17 protein-coding genes are annotated in these 16,247 nt (G+C 70.6%); 6 read left to right on the forward strand and 11 right to left on the reverse strand.

Annotated features, from left to right (window positions below):
- Window positions 1-284: 284 nt before the first annotated feature.
- Window positions 285-1,127, forward strand: coding sequence for a peptidoglycan-binding domain-containing protein (locus tag KLO01_RS08995; protein WP_222611960.1), 843 nt, complete (start codon window positions 285-287; stop codon window positions 1,125-1,127).
- On the opposite strand, the gene KLO01_RS09000 is transcribed toward KLO01_RS08995, so the two are convergent.
- Both KLO01_RS09000 and KLO01_RS09005 read right to left on the reverse strand, forming a co-directional pair.
- On the reverse strand, window positions 1,105-2,700 hold the full coding sequence (locus tag KLO01_RS09000; RefSeq protein WP_147064294.1) for an ABC-F family ATP-binding cassette domain-containing protein: 1,596 nt from the start codon (window positions 2,698-2,700) through the stop codon (window positions 1,105-1,107). The genes KLO01_RS08995 and KLO01_RS09000 overlap by 23 nt on opposite strands.
- Window positions 2,701-2,847: 147 nt before the next feature.
- On the reverse strand, window positions 2,848-3,285 hold the full coding sequence (locus KLO01_RS09005; RefSeq protein ID WP_147064296.1) for a DUF732 domain-containing protein: 438 nt from the start codon (window positions 3,283-3,285) through the stop codon (window positions 2,848-2,850).
- A 101-nt stretch (window positions 3,286-3,386) separates the two neighbouring features.
- Between KLO01_RS09005 and KLO01_RS09010 the strand changes: the two genes are divergently transcribed.
- The gene (locus tag KLO01_RS09010) at window positions 3,387-4,580 is read left to right on the forward strand and encodes a glycine C-acetyltransferase (protein WP_147064298.1); all 1,194 of its coding nucleotides are present in this window, start codon (window positions 3,387-3,389) and stop codon (window positions 4,578-4,580) included.
- Between the two features lie 813 nt (window positions 4,581-5,393).
- Here the strand turns inward: KLO01_RS09010 and KLO01_RS09015 are convergent.
- The 3 genes from KLO01_RS09015 to KLO01_RS17500 all read right to left on the reverse strand — a co-directional run bounded on the left by KLO01_RS09015 (window position 5,394) and on the right by KLO01_RS17500 (window position 7,487).
- The gene (locus KLO01_RS09015) at window positions 5,394-5,750 is read right to left on the reverse strand and encodes a cupin domain-containing protein (protein WP_147064300.1); all 357 of its coding nucleotides are present in this window, start codon (window positions 5,748-5,750) and stop codon (window positions 5,394-5,396) included.
- Between the two features lie 373 nt (window positions 5,751-6,123).
- The gene (locus KLO01_RS09020) at window positions 6,124-6,279 is read right to left on the reverse strand and encodes a PGPGW domain-containing protein (protein WP_246136128.1); all 156 of its coding nucleotides are present in this window, start codon (window positions 6,277-6,279) and stop codon (window positions 6,124-6,126) included.
- 263 nt (window positions 6,280-6,542) lie between these two features.
- On the reverse strand, window positions 6,543-7,487 hold the full coding sequence (locus KLO01_RS17500; RefSeq protein ID WP_147064302.1) for a cold-shock protein: 945 nt from the start codon (window positions 7,485-7,487) through the stop codon (window positions 6,543-6,545).
- Window positions 7,488-7,692: 205 nt separating this feature from the next.
- On the opposite strand from KLO01_RS17500, the gene KLO01_RS09035 reads away from it, so the two are divergent.
- Window positions 7,693-8,106, forward strand: coding sequence for a hypothetical protein (locus KLO01_RS09035; RefSeq protein WP_147064304.1), 414 nt, complete (start codon window positions 7,693-7,695; stop codon window positions 8,104-8,106).
- 636 nt (window positions 8,107-8,742) lie between these two features.
- Here the strand turns inward: KLO01_RS09035 and KLO01_RS09040 are convergent.
- The 6 genes from KLO01_RS09040 to KLO01_RS09065 form a co-directional block, all read right to left on the reverse strand.
- A complete protein-coding gene (locus KLO01_RS09040; protein WP_147064306.1) occupies window positions 8,743-9,525 on the reverse strand; it encodes an alpha/beta fold hydrolase in 783 nt (260 codons plus the stop codon).
- A gap of 268 nt (window positions 9,526-9,793) precedes the next feature.
- The gene (locus KLO01_RS09045; protein WP_147064308.1) at window positions 9,794-11,326 is read right to left on the reverse strand and encodes a sodium/solute symporter; all 1,533 of its coding nucleotides are present in this window, start codon (window positions 11,324-11,326) and stop codon (window positions 9,794-9,796) included.
- Window positions 11,319-11,711 (reverse strand): DUF485 domain-containing protein, encoded by a 393-nt coding sequence (locus tag KLO01_RS09050; protein ID WP_147064310.1) that lies wholly within the window; start codon window positions 11,709-11,711, stop codon window positions 11,319-11,321. Before KLO01_RS09050 ends, KLO01_RS09045 begins: the two co-directional genes overlap by 8 nt.
- Window positions 11,711-12,538, reverse strand: a complete 828-nt coding sequence (locus tag KLO01_RS09055) for a LytR/AlgR family response regulator transcription factor (RefSeq protein WP_147064313.1) — start codon at window positions 12,536-12,538, stop codon at window positions 11,711-11,713. The genes KLO01_RS09050 and KLO01_RS09055 overlap by 1 nt, the downstream gene beginning before the upstream one ends.
- 37 nt (window positions 12,539-12,575) lie before the next feature.
- Window positions 12,576-13,769: a sensor histidine kinase gene (locus KLO01_RS09060; RefSeq protein ID WP_147064315.1), complete on the reverse strand. Its 1,194-nt coding sequence runs from the start codon at window positions 13,767-13,769 to the stop codon at window positions 12,576-12,578.
- A 99-nt stretch (window positions 13,770-13,868) separates the two neighbouring features.
- Window positions 13,869-14,285 carry a hypothetical protein gene (locus KLO01_RS09065; RefSeq protein WP_147064317.1) on the reverse strand — a complete coding sequence of 139 codons (417 nt, stop codon included), beginning with the start codon at window positions 14,283-14,285 and terminating at the stop codon, window positions 13,869-13,871.
- Window positions 14,286-14,433: 148 nt separating this feature from the next.
- Between KLO01_RS09065 and KLO01_RS17165 the strand changes: the two genes are divergently transcribed.
- The 3 genes from KLO01_RS17165 to KLO01_RS09080 all read left to right on the forward strand — a co-directional run bounded on the left by KLO01_RS17165 (window position 14,434) and on the right by KLO01_RS09080 (window position 16,239).
- Window positions 14,434-14,724, forward strand: a complete 291-nt coding sequence (locus KLO01_RS17165; protein WP_186827981.1) for a hypothetical protein — start codon at window positions 14,434-14,436, stop codon at window positions 14,722-14,724.
- Window positions 14,725-14,762: 38 nt separating this feature from the next.
- Window positions 14,763-15,281 (forward strand): hypothetical protein, encoded by a 519-nt coding sequence (locus KLO01_RS09075; protein ID WP_147064321.1) that lies wholly within the window; start codon window positions 14,763-14,765, stop codon window positions 15,279-15,281.
- A gap of 82 nt (window positions 15,282-15,363) precedes the next feature.
- Window positions 15,364-16,239, forward strand: coding sequence for a thioesterase family protein (locus KLO01_RS09080; RefSeq protein ID WP_147064323.1), 876 nt, complete (start codon window positions 15,364-15,366; stop codon window positions 16,237-16,239).
- Window positions 16,240-16,247: the final 8 nt, after the last annotated feature.

Raw genomic sequence — 16,247 nt, forward strand, 5'->3', positions numbered from 1 at the left:
AGGAGGTGCTCATCCGGCGCTGTGCACTGCTGCGCTGGTCCGCAGCAATGCACAGCACCGGACGGCCCGGTTGTGGGCACTGTGCACTGCTGCGCCAGGGAGCAGCAGTGCACAGCGGTCGCCGGCACGTCAGCCGCGCCGCAGTCCTGACACCTCAGGTGCCGCGCCGTCCTGCGTCCAGGGCAGTAGTCCAGTGCCGAACGCGATGTATCTGGGAGCCGCCGGTGGGACTCTTGAGATGCGGAGACCTCCAGCCGTGGAGGTCGGCGACGCAGGAGGCTCGCATGAACACCAAGCCCTGGAGAACGGCCGCGTCGGGCGCGGCATCGCCGGCCGTGAAGGGGATCCAGCTCCTCCTTCGCGCCCACGGCCGCACGGTCACCCCGGACGGCTCGTTCGGTCCCGCGACGAGGGCCGCCGTCATGGCCTTCCAGTCCGGCTCCGGCCTCACCGCCGACGGCGTCGTCGGACCCGCCACGTGGGCGCGGCTCGTCATCACGACCCGGTCCGGGTCCTCGGGCGACGCGGTCCGGGCCGTGCAACAGTTCGGGCTCGTGTCCTCACCCGGGCTGGACCCGCTCGTCGTCGACGGGACCTACGGGCCTGCGACGACGGAGCGGGTCACCGAGTTCCAGCGCCAGTGGGGACTCGACACGGACGGCATCGCCGGCCCGGAGACGTGGTCGTTCCTCAGCACGATGAGTCCCGGTGCCAGCCCGTGGCCGCTCGTCAAGCGCGGCGCGACCCAGGACTCGAACTGGCGGGTGCTCGCCGCCCAGCACCTGCTGCGCGCCCGCGGTGCCACCATCGCCGCGGACGGCAGCTTCGGACCGGCCAGTGGCGCGGCGGTGCGCACCTTCGAGGAGACCCTGCGCAGCACCGACCTCGGCACGACGCTCGGACAGCTCGACTGGCCCTCGCTCGTCGCCACGGTGCGTCGTGGCGACAGCGGTGAGGCGGTCAAGGCCGCGCAGACGCTCGTGCCCGGTGGCCTCACCGTCGACGGGTCGTTCGGTGCGCTGACCGAGGCCGCGGTGCGTGACTTCCAAGCGATGTTCGCCCCGCCGTCCGACGGTGTGGTCGGCCCGGCGACGTGGCACGCCCTCACCCAGCCGCTCTTCGACTGAGGTCGACCGTCCGGGTGATGCCGATCCGATCCAGGAACGCCTCGTCGTGACTGGCGACGACGAGCGCGCCGCGGTGGTTCTCGAGCGCGCTCACGAGCTGGTCGACGCTCGCGACGTCGAGGTTGTTCGTCGGCTCGTCGAGCAGGAGGAGCTGCGGCGCGGGCTCGGCGAGCAGCAGTGCGGCCAGCGCTGCCCGGAACCTCTCCCCGCCCGACAGCGTCGCCACCGGCTGGTCGGCAGCGCGCCCGCGGAACAAGAAGCGGGCCAGACGCGCCCGTCGCGCGTTGTTGTCGGCGTCCGGAGAGAACCGGGCGACGTTGTCCACCACTGAGAGGTCGTCGTCGAGGACGTCGATCCGCTGGGGGAGGAGCCGGGCGGGTACCCGCAGGTCCGCTCGGCCCGACGCCGGCTCGACCTGTCCGGTGATCGTCCGGAGCAGCGTCGTCTTGCCCGCTCCGTTGCGACCGACGAGGGCGATGCGCTCGGGTCCGCGCACCTCGAGGTCGAGAGGCTCGTTCTCGCCGTGCCGCAGGACGAGGTCGACGAGGGAGAGGACGACCCGGCCGCTCGGCACCTCGGTGCCGGGCAGGTCGACGTGGATCACGGCGTCGTCCCGGACCAGCTCCTCGGCTGCGGCGAGCTCACCCTGCGCGGTGGCCAGCCGGTCCTCGTGCAGACCGCGGTGCTTGCCCGCGGCCACCTGGGCCTTGCGCTTCCACGCGCCCATGACGATCCTCGGTTGGCTGCCGGAGGCCGACACCTTGTTGCCGACGCGCTCGCGGCGGGCCAGTCTGGTCTGGGCCTCGGCGAGCTCGCGCCGCTGCCGTCGCACGTCGGCCTCGGCGTTGCGCACGCTCCTCTCGGCGCGCTCCTGCTCACCTGCCAGAGCCTCCTCGTATGCCGTGAACGTGCCTCCGTACCAACGGATCCCGCCGTCGTGGAGGTCGCCGATCCGGTCGACGTGCTCGAGGAGCTCGCGGTCGTGGCTGACGACGAGCAGGACGCCCGAGAACGCCTCCACCGCCTCGTGGAGCCGGGTGTGGGCGGTCTGGTCGAGGTTGTTGGTCGGCTCGTCGAGCAGCAGCACGTCCGGCTCGCGGAGCAGCTCGGCGGCGAGCCCGAGGAGCACGGCCTCACCACCGGACATCTCGCCGACCGGCTGGTCGAGCCCGAGACGCAGACCGAGCCGGTCGAGCAGCGCGGTGGCCCGCTCCTCGACGTCCCAGTCGTCGCCGACCGTCTCGAAGACGGCCTTGCTGACGTCGCCCGACTCGACGGCCCGCAACGCGGCGCGGGTCGCACCGATGCCGAGGACGTCGTCGACACGTGAGCCGACGCGCAGCGTGAGGTCCTGGGGCAGGTAGCCGAGCGAGCCGGCATACCGGATCGTCCCGGACCGGGGGGTGAGGTGACCCGCGAGCAGGCGCAGGAGGGTGGACTTGCCGGAGCCGTTGCGGCCGACGAGGCCGGCACGGCCGGGACCGAGGGCGAGGCTCAGCCCGTCAAGGACGGGGGTGCCGTCGGGCCAGGAGAAGGTGAGGTCCGTGACGGACAGGGACGAGCGCGAAGACATGGGGGCTCCAGGGGGAGGGTTGCGGGAGTCACCGAGGTGACGGGTCGGCAAGCCTCAGAGGAGCAACGTCGTTCCGTTCGTGGGGGACAGGGCCGCGTCGACGTTCTCACGTCGGGCGCGAGGGGGACAACGGGTTTTTGTGCGGGGTCAGCCCAGCGACGCCTTGGTCCACTCGTCGGTCTGGCCGGTGCAGAAGTGGGTGACCGCACCGGAGGCGAAGATCTGCTGCTGCGTGGCGTCGAGCGCCAGGGTGGTGCCGAGGTCGGCGAGGATCGCCTTGGCCGTCGTCTTGTCGGGGGTGGCCTCGAAGGTCGTGCACACGTTCTTGGCGGCGGTGGCGACCTCCTCGTCGCTCTTGTCGGCGAGCGGCGGGAGCGCCTTCTTGAAGACCGAGGCCCACGTGTTCTCGGGGACGATCCCGCTGTTGCTCGGCGCGGGTGAGGCACTGGGTGCGGTGGTGTCGCTGCCCGACGTGCCCGAGCCGGGTGCGCTGCCGCCGTCGGAGGACTCGGAGCCGCAGGCGGTGAGGGTGAGCGCGAGCAGGCCCCCGAGGAGCAGGGTCGCGGGCGTGCGGAGTGTGAGCATGCGACGACGCTAGCCACAGCGCACCCGGCGCGCGACTCGGGTGTGGGCCGACGGCATACCCTCGGGGTTGACCGCCACAAGCGCTGAAGAAGAGGTATGCCGTGTACGGATCCGTCAAGGACGAGCTCGCCGCCACGCTGGTCGAGATCAAGGACGCAGGGCTGTGGAAGCGCGAGCGCGAGCTCACCACGCCGCAGTCCTCGCACGTCGGCACGAGCAGCGGTGAGGCGCTGAACTTCTGCGCCAACAACTACCTCGGGTTCGCCGACCACCCGGACGTCGTGGCGGCGTCGAAGGACGCGCTCGACGAGTGGGGCTTCGGGATGGCGTCGGTGCGGTTCATCTGCGGGACGCAGACGCAGCACTCGCGGCTCGAGGGCGCGTTGTCGGAGTTCCTCGGGACGGAGGCGACGATCCTCTACTCCTCGTGCTTCGACGCCAACGGTGGGGTGTTCGAGGTGCTGTTCGGCGCCGAGGACGCGATCATCAGCGACGAGCTCAACCACGCGTCGATCATCGACGGGATCCGGCTGTCGAAGGCGGCTCGGTACCGCTACAAGAACGCCGACATGGCGGACCTGAGGACCCAGCTCGAGGCGGCCGTGGCGGCCGGGGTACGTCGGAAGGTCATCGTCACGGACGGCGTGTTCTCGATGGACGGGTTCTTCGCGCCGCTCGACGAGATCTGCGACCTGGCGGACGAGTTCGAGGCGATGGTGCTGGTGGACGACTCGCACGCGGTGGGGTTCGTCGGTGAGGGTGGTCGCGGGACGCCGGAGAAGTTCGGGGTCATGGACCGGGTCGACATCATCACGGGGACGCTGGGCAAGGCCCTGGGTGGGGCGTCGGGAGGCTACGTCGCCGCGCACCAGGAGATCGTCGACCTGCTGCGTCAGCGCTCGCGGCCCTATCTCTTCTCGAACTCGGTGGCTCCCGGTGTGGTGGCCGGCTCCTTGAAGGCTCTGGAGCTCGTCGAGTCGTCGGCGTCGGCGCGGGATGCGCTGTCGGAGAACACGGTGCTGTTCCGTGGGCTGATGGAGGAGGCCGGGTTCGAGCTGCTGCCCGGGACGCACCCGATCATTCCGGTGATGTTCCCCGGTGACGACGGGGCGCGGTTGGCGGGCGAGATCGCCGACCGGATGCTCGCGGACGGGGTCTATGTCATCCCGTTCTCGTTCCCGGTGGTGCCGCGGGGCAAGGCGCGGATCCGGGTGCAGCTGTCGGCAGCCCACTCGGAGGAGGACGTGCGGCGCTGTGTCGACGCGTTCAAGGCGGCGCGCGACGCGGTGGGCTGACCCCGGGACCAGCCGGGCATGCCAGGCAGTCCCTGCTTCCGCGAGGCAAAGCCGGGATGATGCCCCGATTTCTCTCCGGTGGATCGGCGATCTCGGCATACTCGGCTCGGTGGCTACCGGCGTGACCCGCTGTGTCGCCCTCATCTGATCTCGCGACGTGAGTCTGGGGCGAATATGGCGGATTGGCGGACGGCGTTCCGCGGTGAGCTAGACCGAAAGTTCTGGGCTGACGTCATCTCGGGGACGCTCTCGAGCCTTGTGGCCGCATGGGTCGTATTCCTCATCGGATCGACCGTCGCCATTGCAGCGCTGGGTTCCGCCGGATGTGAACTTCGGTGGGGGCCAGCGCTGGCCGGTGTCGTTCTGAATGTTCTCTTGGGTCTCAACGTGGTGCTCGCGGCGGCCGCAGCCATCAGGCTGCTGGGTGGCTCCAGAACGTTGGCGCGGCCTCAACGGTGGGCGGCCGCCACCACTGTGCTCGGAGTCTCCGGTGCGTTCGGCTACTTGGCTGTCTTGCGCGTATTCGGCGCCGTGCTGGTCGCGATTGCACTCACCCTGACGATTGTGTCCTCTGCGTCCTTCTGGACGGTCAAGCCAGCTGTTCCCAGTCGCTGGGTGACGTTTGCGCTGTCGACCTGCCTCGTCCTCAACATCTCTGCCGCCCTGTTCTCCGGTGTCTCTGTGGGCGCTACCGTCGCTCGATCTCTGGCATCTGCGGCACCTGTTCCGGGATCAACCGATTCTCCGAGAGGAACACAGTGCTCGCCCGGTTCGGAGGTGAGTGGTGCGCAAGGCAAGTGACCAAGAGAAGGGTCAGCTGGGCTTGGCGTACGCTGCGACGCCGGTGTCGATGAGGACGCACGGCTCGTCGCCGACGGTCCACGCGTCGTGACCGGGGTCGATGTCGAGGACGTCGCCGGGTTCGATGCTGAACTCCTCGCCATCGTCGGGCTTGACCGTCATCCGCCCGGACAGGCAGAAGCCCGTGTGGTGGACCTGGCACGAATCGGTGCCGGCGATCGGCTTGACGTCATTCGACCAGCGCCAGCCGGCCTCGAAGACGCCTCGGCCCATGGTGAAGCCGCCGTCGAGCGTGATGACGTCCATGTGGCCGTTGGCCTGGAACGGCCGGCGTTCGTGCGGGGCGTCGATGTTCTGCTTGTCCGACATGGCACTCTCCTGCCTGTTGAGCTGCCCCCACGACTCGCATCCTCCTCCGCTCACGGAGCGTCGTCAGTGGCTCGGTCGGGGCATGGCAGCGCACCCGGAAGGCGTGGCCTCGGCTGATGCGCCACCAGTTGTGGCACGGGCGGCCTCGCAGCATCGTGGCTCTCTGGCCGAAGTGCCTATCTCGGTCGCGTTGTCGGGCTGCGGCGCGCCACTCGCGCACGCACATATCCCAAGACCATTGCTCCGATGATCAGCAGCAAGGAAGCAATGACGCGTAGGTCGCCGGTGGTGAGTGCCCACACGAGCCCCGCCGCCGCGATCGCGGTCGGGATGAGGAGGATCAACCAGGCGCTCTTGTCCACTCGTGTGGCCATCACGTTCCCTGCTTCGGCCTCGTGCGCAGGACCACGCCAGTCGCCAGGGCGATGACGCCGACGACCACCAAGGGGTAGCCGGGACCGGGCAGCGGTATCAGCACCGCGCCGACAAGCGCCATCACGGCGCCGCCGACCACCAGCAGTCTGATCACAGGTGGAGTCTAGGTTCGGGCGTGCGCCGGGGCAGGGTCGTCGTGCTCATCTCGTGGTTGTGGCGCAGCGTGGTCCTGCCCAGGTGGTTCGTGACGTCTGGCAGAGGCCCCGGTTGCGGGCGGGTGTTCGGCGACACAGAGGAGGTTGCCCTCCGGACAGCCAAGGTCGTCCACCGGACGTGGGGGTGCTCGTCGAGGACGTCCCACTTCTTCGTCGCGCCGAGCGCGACCAACCGGCGGGCTGCGCGTGGCCGAGGTCCGGGTCACACACGTTCGACACGGTTGGCCTGCGGTCCGCGGTCGCTCTGTCGCACCTGGAACCTCACGCGATCGCCCTCGTGCAGCGCGTCGGTGCCCATGAGGACCGACACGTGCACGAAGAGGTCCGCGCCTCCGGCGTCCGGAACGATGAAGCCGAACCCGCGCTCCGCGTCATAGCGGGCGACCACTCCCTCGCCGCCGCGCGCCGGGACGCGGGATGCCTCGTGGTGACTGGACCGGGTGCGGGTCGATGAGGTCGACGCACCCCGCGGTGTCGCGCTGCGTGCCAGGCGCACGTTGCGAGCCTGCGGGCCCTTCTCGCTCTCGACGATCTCGTACGTCACCCGGTCCCCGTCGCCGAGCTCGGCGAGCCCATCGGCCAGCTCCCGCACGTGGACGAAGACGTCGGGGCCGCCCGAGTCGGGGGCGATGAATCCGAAGCCCTTGCCCCCGTCGTACCAGGAGACGGTGCCGTCCGCCCCGTCATGCGCCACGGCCTGCTGCGCGGCTTGGCCTCCCAGGGGGAGCAGATGGTCTGCCTGCGGCCCCTTCTCCCCGTCGACGACGAGGAACGCCACCCGCTGCCCCTCCGAGACCACGCCACCTCCCACGATGGCTGAGCTGTGCAAGAAGATCTGGGTCTCACCCTCGTCGGGGGTGATGAAGCCGTACCCCTTGGCGGGCTCGTACCAGGCGACGGTGCCCAGCACGCCCAGTGGTGTATCGGCGGCATGGTCGGCCGTGACCCGGACGCGGCGTGCCTGCGGACCGCGGTCGCCCTCGCCGATCTCGAACTCGACCACCTGGCCCTCGCGGAGCAGCTTCACCGCGTCATCGCTGACGATCTCGGACGCATGCACGTACAGGTCCTTTGCGTCATCCGGCCCGAGGGCGATGAAGCCGAACCCTCGCTCGGTATCGAACCAACGGACGGTTCCCTCGGTCATGGGTGACTCCTTGTCGGAACTACGGTCGGTGTACCCCCAGTGTCCCCGACGGGCGCCCGCGACTGCAGCCACCAAGGCGCTCCGACCGTGTGGCCTGTACGGGACGGCGCGAGGCTGGGCATCCGCAACCAAACCGACAGCGGCGCGTCCGGACGTATCCGGGCTCAGGCCAGCCACAAGGTGGCATTGCTGCGATCATCGCGTCATGCCGTCACAGATCGTGAGGACCGCGGCGATGAGCCTGTTCGGGTGCGCCTTCATCGCAGGATGCACGTCAGGTCAGCGCGTTGAGGCGGATGGCCTTATCGTTCTGATCGCCGAGCCGGCAAACAGCGGCGACGCCGCGCTGTTGTCGGGGAAGCTGACCGATGTTGGCGGTTGCGTCGGAATCGAGAACTACGCAGTGGTGTGGCCCCATGGAACTCGCGTGAGTGGCGAGGGCGCCCTTTCGCTCACGGTTCCCGGCCAACCGAAAGTGGCGCTGGGTGACCAGGTGCACGTCGGCGGAGGCGTCCTGTTCGAAGCCGAAGAACGCAGGGCGGTCTACTCAATCGCTGGCGTCAGTATCCCAGCGTCGTGCGTTTCGGCCGGGGTCTGGATGTCCAGTCCGTCCGATTGAGAGGGTCGCGCGAATCGCGGCATGTGCGCGCGTTGCGTGATCGCCTCTGGAGACGACCTAGATAGGGTCAAACCGTGACGGGTGACCCGCGCGAGTCACGCGCCCATAGGCAAGCGGAGATCCGCCAGTTGCCGTCGGTGCGGCGCCCTCGACGGTCGCTTCGCGAAGTTGGTAGGGCCTGACTGGCGCATCCTGCTCTTGTCGCTCATCTTCGCTCCGCTGAAGATCGCCCAGCTCGCATCGTTGCTATGGGGTGGTTCAAGTGCCTTATCAGTCGATTGGCTTGTCCTGATCCTCACCTTTGTTCCATGGGTGGTTCTCGCCGCATGGCTATGCCGACCGACGTCCTACGAAAGTCGAGACATCTGAGCTTCAGAGGGACCGCGTGGCCCCGAGCCGACGCAAGGCCTGACTGATTCCGCACGGCGGCATGAGGGGACCTTGGGGATGCGCGGAAGGGACGTGGCCACTGCGGCAGATCCGGTCGAGCCGCGGCAGAACTCAGTTGGCACGCGACGCGGCGGTGAGCCACGCCCCCATTCATCCTCGGCTCGCGAGCCCGATCAGCACGTCGCATCGGTGGATGTGAGGCGTGGGCACCCTGTGCTGTGGTCGGCTGGGGGAGAGCGGCCGGGCTCAACCAGTTCTATCCAGGATCAGCCGGGTCGCTTCGTGCGGTGTGTCCCATTGTGGGAAGTGGCCGCACCGCTCGAACCAGTGCAGCACCGCGTCGGGGAACAGCTCCGCCGCACGTGCGGCCTGTCTCGGCACGGTCACCAGGTCACGACGCCCCCACCCGATCGTGACCCGGCCAGGCGCTGTGCCTGCCGGGGCGCCCTGTTGCTTGGGGCCTTTGGTCAGGGCATCCAAGGCGGCGCCGGTCGATGGGGAGTCGGCCAGCCCGGTTACGTCCGGCAGCACGGTCTCGGACGAGAGCGCCCAAGGTCGCGCTGACAGCTGCGCGAGAAGCAGCGTCCGGCCCACCGGGGTGGCGAGCAGTGACGGCAGCCTGCTTCGGACGGCGCGGACCAGAGCAATCGACGGCCGCAGTGTGGCGCCGAAGACGGCGAGTTCGCGGTCGCTCCAAAAGCCGCCTGGATCCAGAGCCACGGTGTCGCCGCCGACTCCTCGTCGTGCGAGCTCGAGCACCATTCGGCCGCCCATCGACTGGCCAGCGGTGGCGACCCCGTCCAGCCCCTCTTCGCGGATGAAGTTCGCGACGGAGTCGGTCAGGGTGGCGATCGAGACCTCGCCGGTCAAGGGTGGCGTTTCTCCAAACCCAGGCAGGTCGACGGCGATGACCTCACGGTGCTCGGCCAGTTCGTTGATGATCGGGGTCCAAGATCGCCACCCTCCACCTAGACCGTGCACGAGCAACAGCGGACTGCCACTTCCGCGTCTCACGTGGTTCAACGTCATGCCGCGACGCTAGTTCACGCGCCCGCGCGTCGGCGCCTTGACGAGGCCCCGTTCCACGCTGAGCCCGCCGCGAACAGCATCACCGACGGCTGACCTCACGATCACCGACACCCAGTCACGATCGGGGCTTCCCTGACATCGGCACGAATCCACGGACCGGGGCGCCGTGGCCAGCGCGTCCATGCGGGCGGTGTGACGCCGCCTCGAGGACCAGCGCTCATCGCAATGAGCGGATGTCCGGCATACCCGATCAGACGTGTTTCTGGACTCAGTCGGGGACGCGGCTGCGGGCGAGATGGACCTGCTCGGGCGTGTGGAGCCGGACCATGACCCGGGCCGTGTCGCGGGGTACCGAAGCCGGGGTCGCCAACGACACGACGACCGCCGTCGCGAACGCCAACGGCGTGCACCACGCCGCCGGGTTCGCCAGCAGTGCGCCCGGCCACCCGTCCAGCGGCCCGGCGACGAAGGTCGTCAGCGCAGCGGAGGTCGCCGCCACCGCACCGACCACTAGCCCGGCCACCGCCCCGACGCGCGACAGCCGGCGCCACCACACCCCGAGCATCAGCAGGGGAGCGAACGTCGCCGCCGCCAACGAGAACGCGAACCCGACCGTCGTCGCGATCCCGATCTGTTCCACATAGCGCGCCACGACGAAGGGCACGACCACCGCCCCCACCGCCGCCAGCCGGAACCCGCCGAACCCGAACGCGTCCCCACCGGTCAGTCGCGACAGCTGCGGCCGCAGCAGCTCCTGGTGCAGCACCCCCGTCACCGACATGGCCAGCCCCGATGCCGTCGACAGCAACGCAGCGAAGGCGCCACCTGCCAGCATCGCCGTCAGGACGTCACCACCCAGGCCCGACACCACCCGCTCCGGCAGCTGGAGCACGATCGTGTCGGACCGGACCCCCGCGGGCAGCGACGGCAGGTGCACTCGGCCGAGGACGGCATACACCGGGGGCAGGAGGTAGAAGACGCCCAGGAGGGCCACGACCGACACCGTGGTGCGCCGCGCCGCGACCCCGTCAGGGTTCGTGTAGTAGCGCACCAGCACGTGCGGCAGCCCCATCGTCCCCAGGCACAGCGCGAGCATCATCGACGCCGTCCGGTAGTGCGGGTGGTCGTCGGGGGACTTCGGCGAGAACGGCAGCGACCACGCATCCGACACGCTCGGAAGCCCTGCGCCAGAACGCAACCAGAGCGCCAGCAGCACGAACGCCGGCACCGCCAGGCAGGTCAGCTTGATCCAGTACTGCATCGCCTGGACGAAGGTGATCGACCGCATCCCACCGGCCCCGACCGCCGCTGCCACGACCACGGCCACGAGCAGCGCCCCGACCCACTGCGGGGCGCCCGTCACCAGCGCCAGCGCCAGCCCAGCCCCCTGGAACTGCGGCACGAGATACATCCAGCCGATCGCCACCACCAGGAGAGCCGCGAGCCGCCGCACGAACACCGACCCCAGCCGCGCCTCGGCGAAGTCGGGCAGCGTGTACGCCCCCGATCTCCGCATCGGTGCCGCCACCATGACGAGCAGCACGAGGTAGCCCAGCGTGTAGCCCACAGGCAGCCACAGCAGGTCGACGCCCTGGTCGTAGATCAGCCCGGCAACCCCCAGGAAGGAAGCGGCAGAGAGGTATTCGCCCGAGATCGCACTCGCGTTGAGCCTCGGCGACACCGTCCGCCCCGCGACGTAGAAGTCCGAGGTGCGCCGCGACAGCCGCAGTCCCAACCCGCCGACGACCACCGTCGTCACGCACACGATCGCGACCGCGACGACCGACAACGTGTCAGACATCGCGCCCCGCCCCGATGATGTCCGCGAACTCCGCCTCGATCCGCTCCGCCTGCCGGACGTAGCCGCGCGCGAGCAGCCACGCCGCCGGATAGACGAGCACCCCGAGCACGAGCCACGGCAGCGGCACCCCCGCCAGCGTCATCGTCCGCGTCGACGGGATGAGCGACAGCAGCACCGGGAACCCACCCAGTGCCAGCACCATGAGCCCGAGCACGGTGAGCCCGAGCCGCAGCTGCGCCCGCCGCAGCCCGTCGAGGTAGACGTCACCGAGCTCGGTCTGCTCGTCGAGGTCGGTCGACAGCGGTCGTGTCCGGGCCGGCCGCGCGCCTCGCCGCGAGCTCGTCACCCGCACCCGCGCGGGGACGTCGCCGCGTTCCGGCGCCATCAGCTGCCCGAGCCGGGTCGCCTCAGCAGCACGTCACGCAGACCCTTCGTATGCCGTCGGCTCACCTGGAGCTCCACGTCGCCGACCATGACCGCGCACCGACCGTGGTCCATCCGGACCTCCGTGACGTGCGCGAGCGCGACGAGCGTGGACCGGTGGATGCGGACGAATCCGGCTGGGCCCCAACGCTCCTCGAGCACGGCGAGCGGGATCCGGACGAGGTGGCTGCCGTCGGCGGTGTGCAGCCGGGCGTAGTCGCCGGAGGCCTCGACCCATCGGATCTGCGACCGCGTGATGAACCGGGTCACGCCGCCGAGCTCGACCGGGATCGTCTCGTCCTCCGCCGGGGCGCCGTCCGTGGGCGACGGGGAGGAGGCCACGCCGGGCGTACCGGACTCGGCAAGAGAGGTGCGCGGCCCACGCTCGGCGTGGGCCGGCATACCGGCCTCGTCCTGCTTCACCACGACGCGACGCACGGCCTCGCGCAGTCGTTCGCTGCGCACGGGCTTCATGACGTAGTCGGTCGCGGCGAGCGCGAAGGCGTCGACCGCGTGCTGGTCGTGCGCAGTGACGAAGACGAGCTGCGGGGGAGAGGCGAATCGCGCCAGCACCCTGCCGAGCGCGATGCCGTCCAGCCCCGGCATCGAGATGTCGCTGAAGATCACGTCGACGTCGTGCTCCTCGAGCATGGTCAGCGCCTCGGTGCCGCTCGTGGCCGTGAGGACCTCGCCGATCCGGTCGTCGGAGTCGAGGAGGAACCGCACCTCCGAGAGGGCGGGGAGCTCGTCGTCGACGACGAGGGCCCGAAGGCTGCCGGCACTGGCCATGGCGTCGAGGATATCCACGGAGGGCAAGGGGTGCGCGTCACTCGGCGTGAACGCCGGGGGCGTACTTCGGCACGCGGAAGCTCACCCGGGTCCCAGCGCCCTCCGCGGTCTCCACGACGAGCCCGAAGTCGTCGCCGTAGATCTGGCGCAGCCGGGCGTCGACGTTGCCCAGCCCGATCGAGTCCGCTCGCGACACCCCGTCGAGGATGCGCTGCACCGACTCGGGCGAGGTGCCGACGCCGTCGTCGTCGACCGAGATCTCCGCCTCACCGCCCTGGTCGGAGGCGGAGATCGTCACGTGCCCGACCCCCTCCTTGGAGGCCAGACCGTGACGGACGGCGTTCTCGACGAGCGGCTGCACGGCGAGGTAGGGGATCCGCACGGGCAGCACCTCGGGCGCGATGAGCAGCGAGACCTGGAGCCGCTCGCCGAAGCGGGCCTGCTCGAGCACGAGGTAGCGCTCGACGTTGCGCAGCTCCTCGGCGAGCGTCGTGAACGGCCCTCCCTGGCGCAGCGAGTAGCGCGTGAAGTCGGCGAACTCGAGGAGCAGCTCACGCGCCCGCTCGGGGTCGGTCCGGACGAACGAGGCGATCGCGCCGAGCGAGTTGTAGATGAAGTGAGGGCTGATCTGGGCCCGCAGCGCCCGCAGCTCGGCCTCCATCGCGCGGGTCCGGGCGCGGCCCAGCTCGGCGACGTCGAGCTCGGCCGAGACCCAGCGGGCCAGCTCACCGGTCGCCCGTGCCAGTCCCGCGGAGGCAGCCGGGGCGTATGCCGTGAGCGTCCCGACCACGCGCTCGTCGGCGATGAGCGGGGCCGTGACGGCAGCGCGCACCGGGCAGTCGGGGTCGCTGCACGTGATCGCATCGGACCCGAGCACCGAGGGTGCCCCCGACGTGCGGCTCTCGGAGGCGTGGCCGTGGGCGTCGGGTGCGTGGTGGTCGCCGGGGCCGGTCCACGACAGCAGGCCCGACGCGTCGCAGATCGCCACCGAGCTCGCGCCGAGGATGGCGAGCAGGTGCCGGCCGGCGCGCTCGGCCGCCTCCGGGGTGAGCCCGTCGGCGAGGTGGCGCGAGGCGAGGGAGGCGGTGTGGAGCGTCGAGTAGGTCACGCGGTCGACGGTCGACAGGAACCCGCGCCGCCGGCCGCGCCCGGCAGCCCACACCCCGAGCCCGAGAAGCAGCATCGCCCCGGCCACGACCACGGCGGTGGGTACATGGAACGACGCTGTCATGGGCGCAAGGCTAGGCCCGCCGCACCGGTGGGCTCGTCAGGCGACCGCGCCGGCGCGCGCGTCAGGCGACCGCGTCAGGCGACCGCGCCGGCGCGCGCGTCAGGCGACCGCGCACAGGCCGAGGGCGAACTCCGGGACGCCGAGGCTCCACTCGGTGACGCGACCCTCGGCGTTGAGCCGGAAGAACATCACCCGTCGATCGCTCTGAGTCGAGAGCGACTCCCGAGCGGCCTCGGGCCGGCTCACCGCCACAAAGCCGTCCGCCGAGCGCTCCACGGTGAGCCCCTCGACCGCCGACCGCAGCTCGTCCAACGTGTTGCCGACACCGAGGTCGTCGGAGGTCCGCACGACCGGGTTCCCGATGAGGATCGCCTGGACTGCCTCGACCTCACCTCGCGGTCCGGGTGTGCGGACGGCCACCACGCCGACCTGCGCGGTCGGGTCGACGACGGCGCTGCACGCGCCGGTGGTGTCGAGAACCTGCGACAGCGTCAGGGGGATCTGGACCAGCAGCATGTCGACGGTGGTGCCGACCGGGACCAAGGTCAGTCCCTGCGCCGTCGCGGTCGTCTCCCGGACCCCACCCCACTCCTCGACGCCGTCGAGGAAGTCGTCCAGCGCCCGAAGGTTGTTGCCGTAGGTGCTGCTGTGGCACCGAGGGTCGTTGCCGACGGCTCGTTCGCAGTATGCGTACTCGTCGTCGCTGCTCGAGGGCGAGGGCGAGCGCGAGGGCGAGGTGGCTGGCGACGTGGGTGAGGTGGCTGGCGACGAGGGCGCCGTCGTCGGCGAGGGTCCCGGCGTCGACGGCATCGGATCTGCCGAGGTGGGTGACGTGCTCGAGGAGGTCCGGTCCCGCGCGTCCGGGTCCTCGGCGCCACCACAGGCCGTGGCGCTCATCGCCACGAGCAGCGCGATGGCGGTCGCGGTTCCCCCCGAGCCGATGCCCATGTTCTAGATTGGCACCGATGTGACCCGCATCACAAGGAGGGTGTCGTGGCGCGCAAGGGGTCGGTCCGCTCGCGGGCGACGGCTGGGAGCTACCAGGCGCGGTGGCTCGTCGCCTACTGGGTCACCGTCGCGCTCACCGTCGTGTTCCTCCTGCTCGCGATCACGGGCGAGGGGGTGGCCGGCGTGGCCCGCATCGCCATCACCCTCGGAGTGGTGGCGGCCCTCGCGGGCACCCTCATGGCCGTCGCGGTGTCGCGGATGGGCGTGAGCGACGTCGAGTTCGACGAGGCGACGTCGGCCATGCGGGTGATCACGGTCGCGTGGGTGGTCCTGGTGACCGTCCTCGTCGTGGGGACGGTCCTCGGGACCGGTGCCGGCGACCGCCGCGTGGCGGACGCCGGCACGACGGCGTCCGTCGTGGGCGTGTCCGAGGGTGCCACCGGGGCGCTCTTCGGCCTGGCGGCGCTCTTCGTCGTCGTCGGGGACGGCTACACGAGGTACCGCGTGCTGACCCGGGACGTGCGTCGCGCGCAACGGCCGCAACCACCGGGGTCGCCGGGCTGATCCCGAGCCGTCGATGGCGCCAGGTGCGGGGCTGCCCACACCGCGTTCCGAGGAGGCGACCACGCGGCATACGCTCGGCAGCATGAGCGACCCGAGCAGTTCCGCCGCCGACGACCAGACCAGGGCGACCACGGAGTTCGACGACGCCCTGACCCTCACCGACGGACGCGCCGAGCTCAGCGAGGACTGGGTCATCGGCGAGGCCGTCAACGGCGGGCTCCTCATGTCGCTCGCGACCAAGGCCGCGGCCGAGGCCCTCCACGCCGTCGACAGCCACCAGGACCCGGTCGCGTTCAGCACGACCTTCCTCGCCGCCGCCCAGCCCGGCCCCGCGACCGTGGAGACCCAGGTCCTGCGCACCGGCCGCTCGTTCTCGACGGCCGAGGTGACGCTGACCCAGGGTGGGACGACCTGCCTGCGCCACACCGCGACCTTCGCCGACCTCGACGCCAACAGCGAGCCGGTCCACCTCCAGGAGGCTCCGCCCGAGCTCCCCGACCCGGAGATGTGCGCGCCGGCCGCCCGTGGGGGGTTCGCCGAGAAGATCCGGATCCTCGACCGCCTCGACATGCGCATCGACCCCGCGACCGTCGGCTGGGCGCTCGGCCAGCCCGCCCGCGACGGTGAGATGCGCGCCTGGATCCGGTTCGCCGACGGCCGCGAGCCCGACGCCCTGTCGCTCCCGTTCTTCCTCGACGCGATGCCGCCCGTGACGTTCACGTTCGGCGCGCTCGGCTGGGCGCCGACGATCGCCTTCTCCGGCCACGTCCGCTCACGTCCCGAGCCCGGCTGGCTCCGCATGCGCATCACGACCCGCAACGTCATCGGCGGCCTCTTCGAGGAGGACGCGGTCATCTGGGACTCGCGCGACCGCGTCGTCGCCCAGTCGCGTCAGCTCGCCGGCGTCCGCATGCCGTCCCCCGATGCCGGTATGCCGGCCGCCCCCGAGAGCGTCTGAGGCCTCTC

It is taken from the genome of Knoellia locipacati, assembly GCF_007992835.1.
Classification (GTDB): Bacteria; Actinomycetota; Actinomycetes; order Actinomycetales; family Dermatophilaceae; genus Knoellia; species Knoellia locipacati.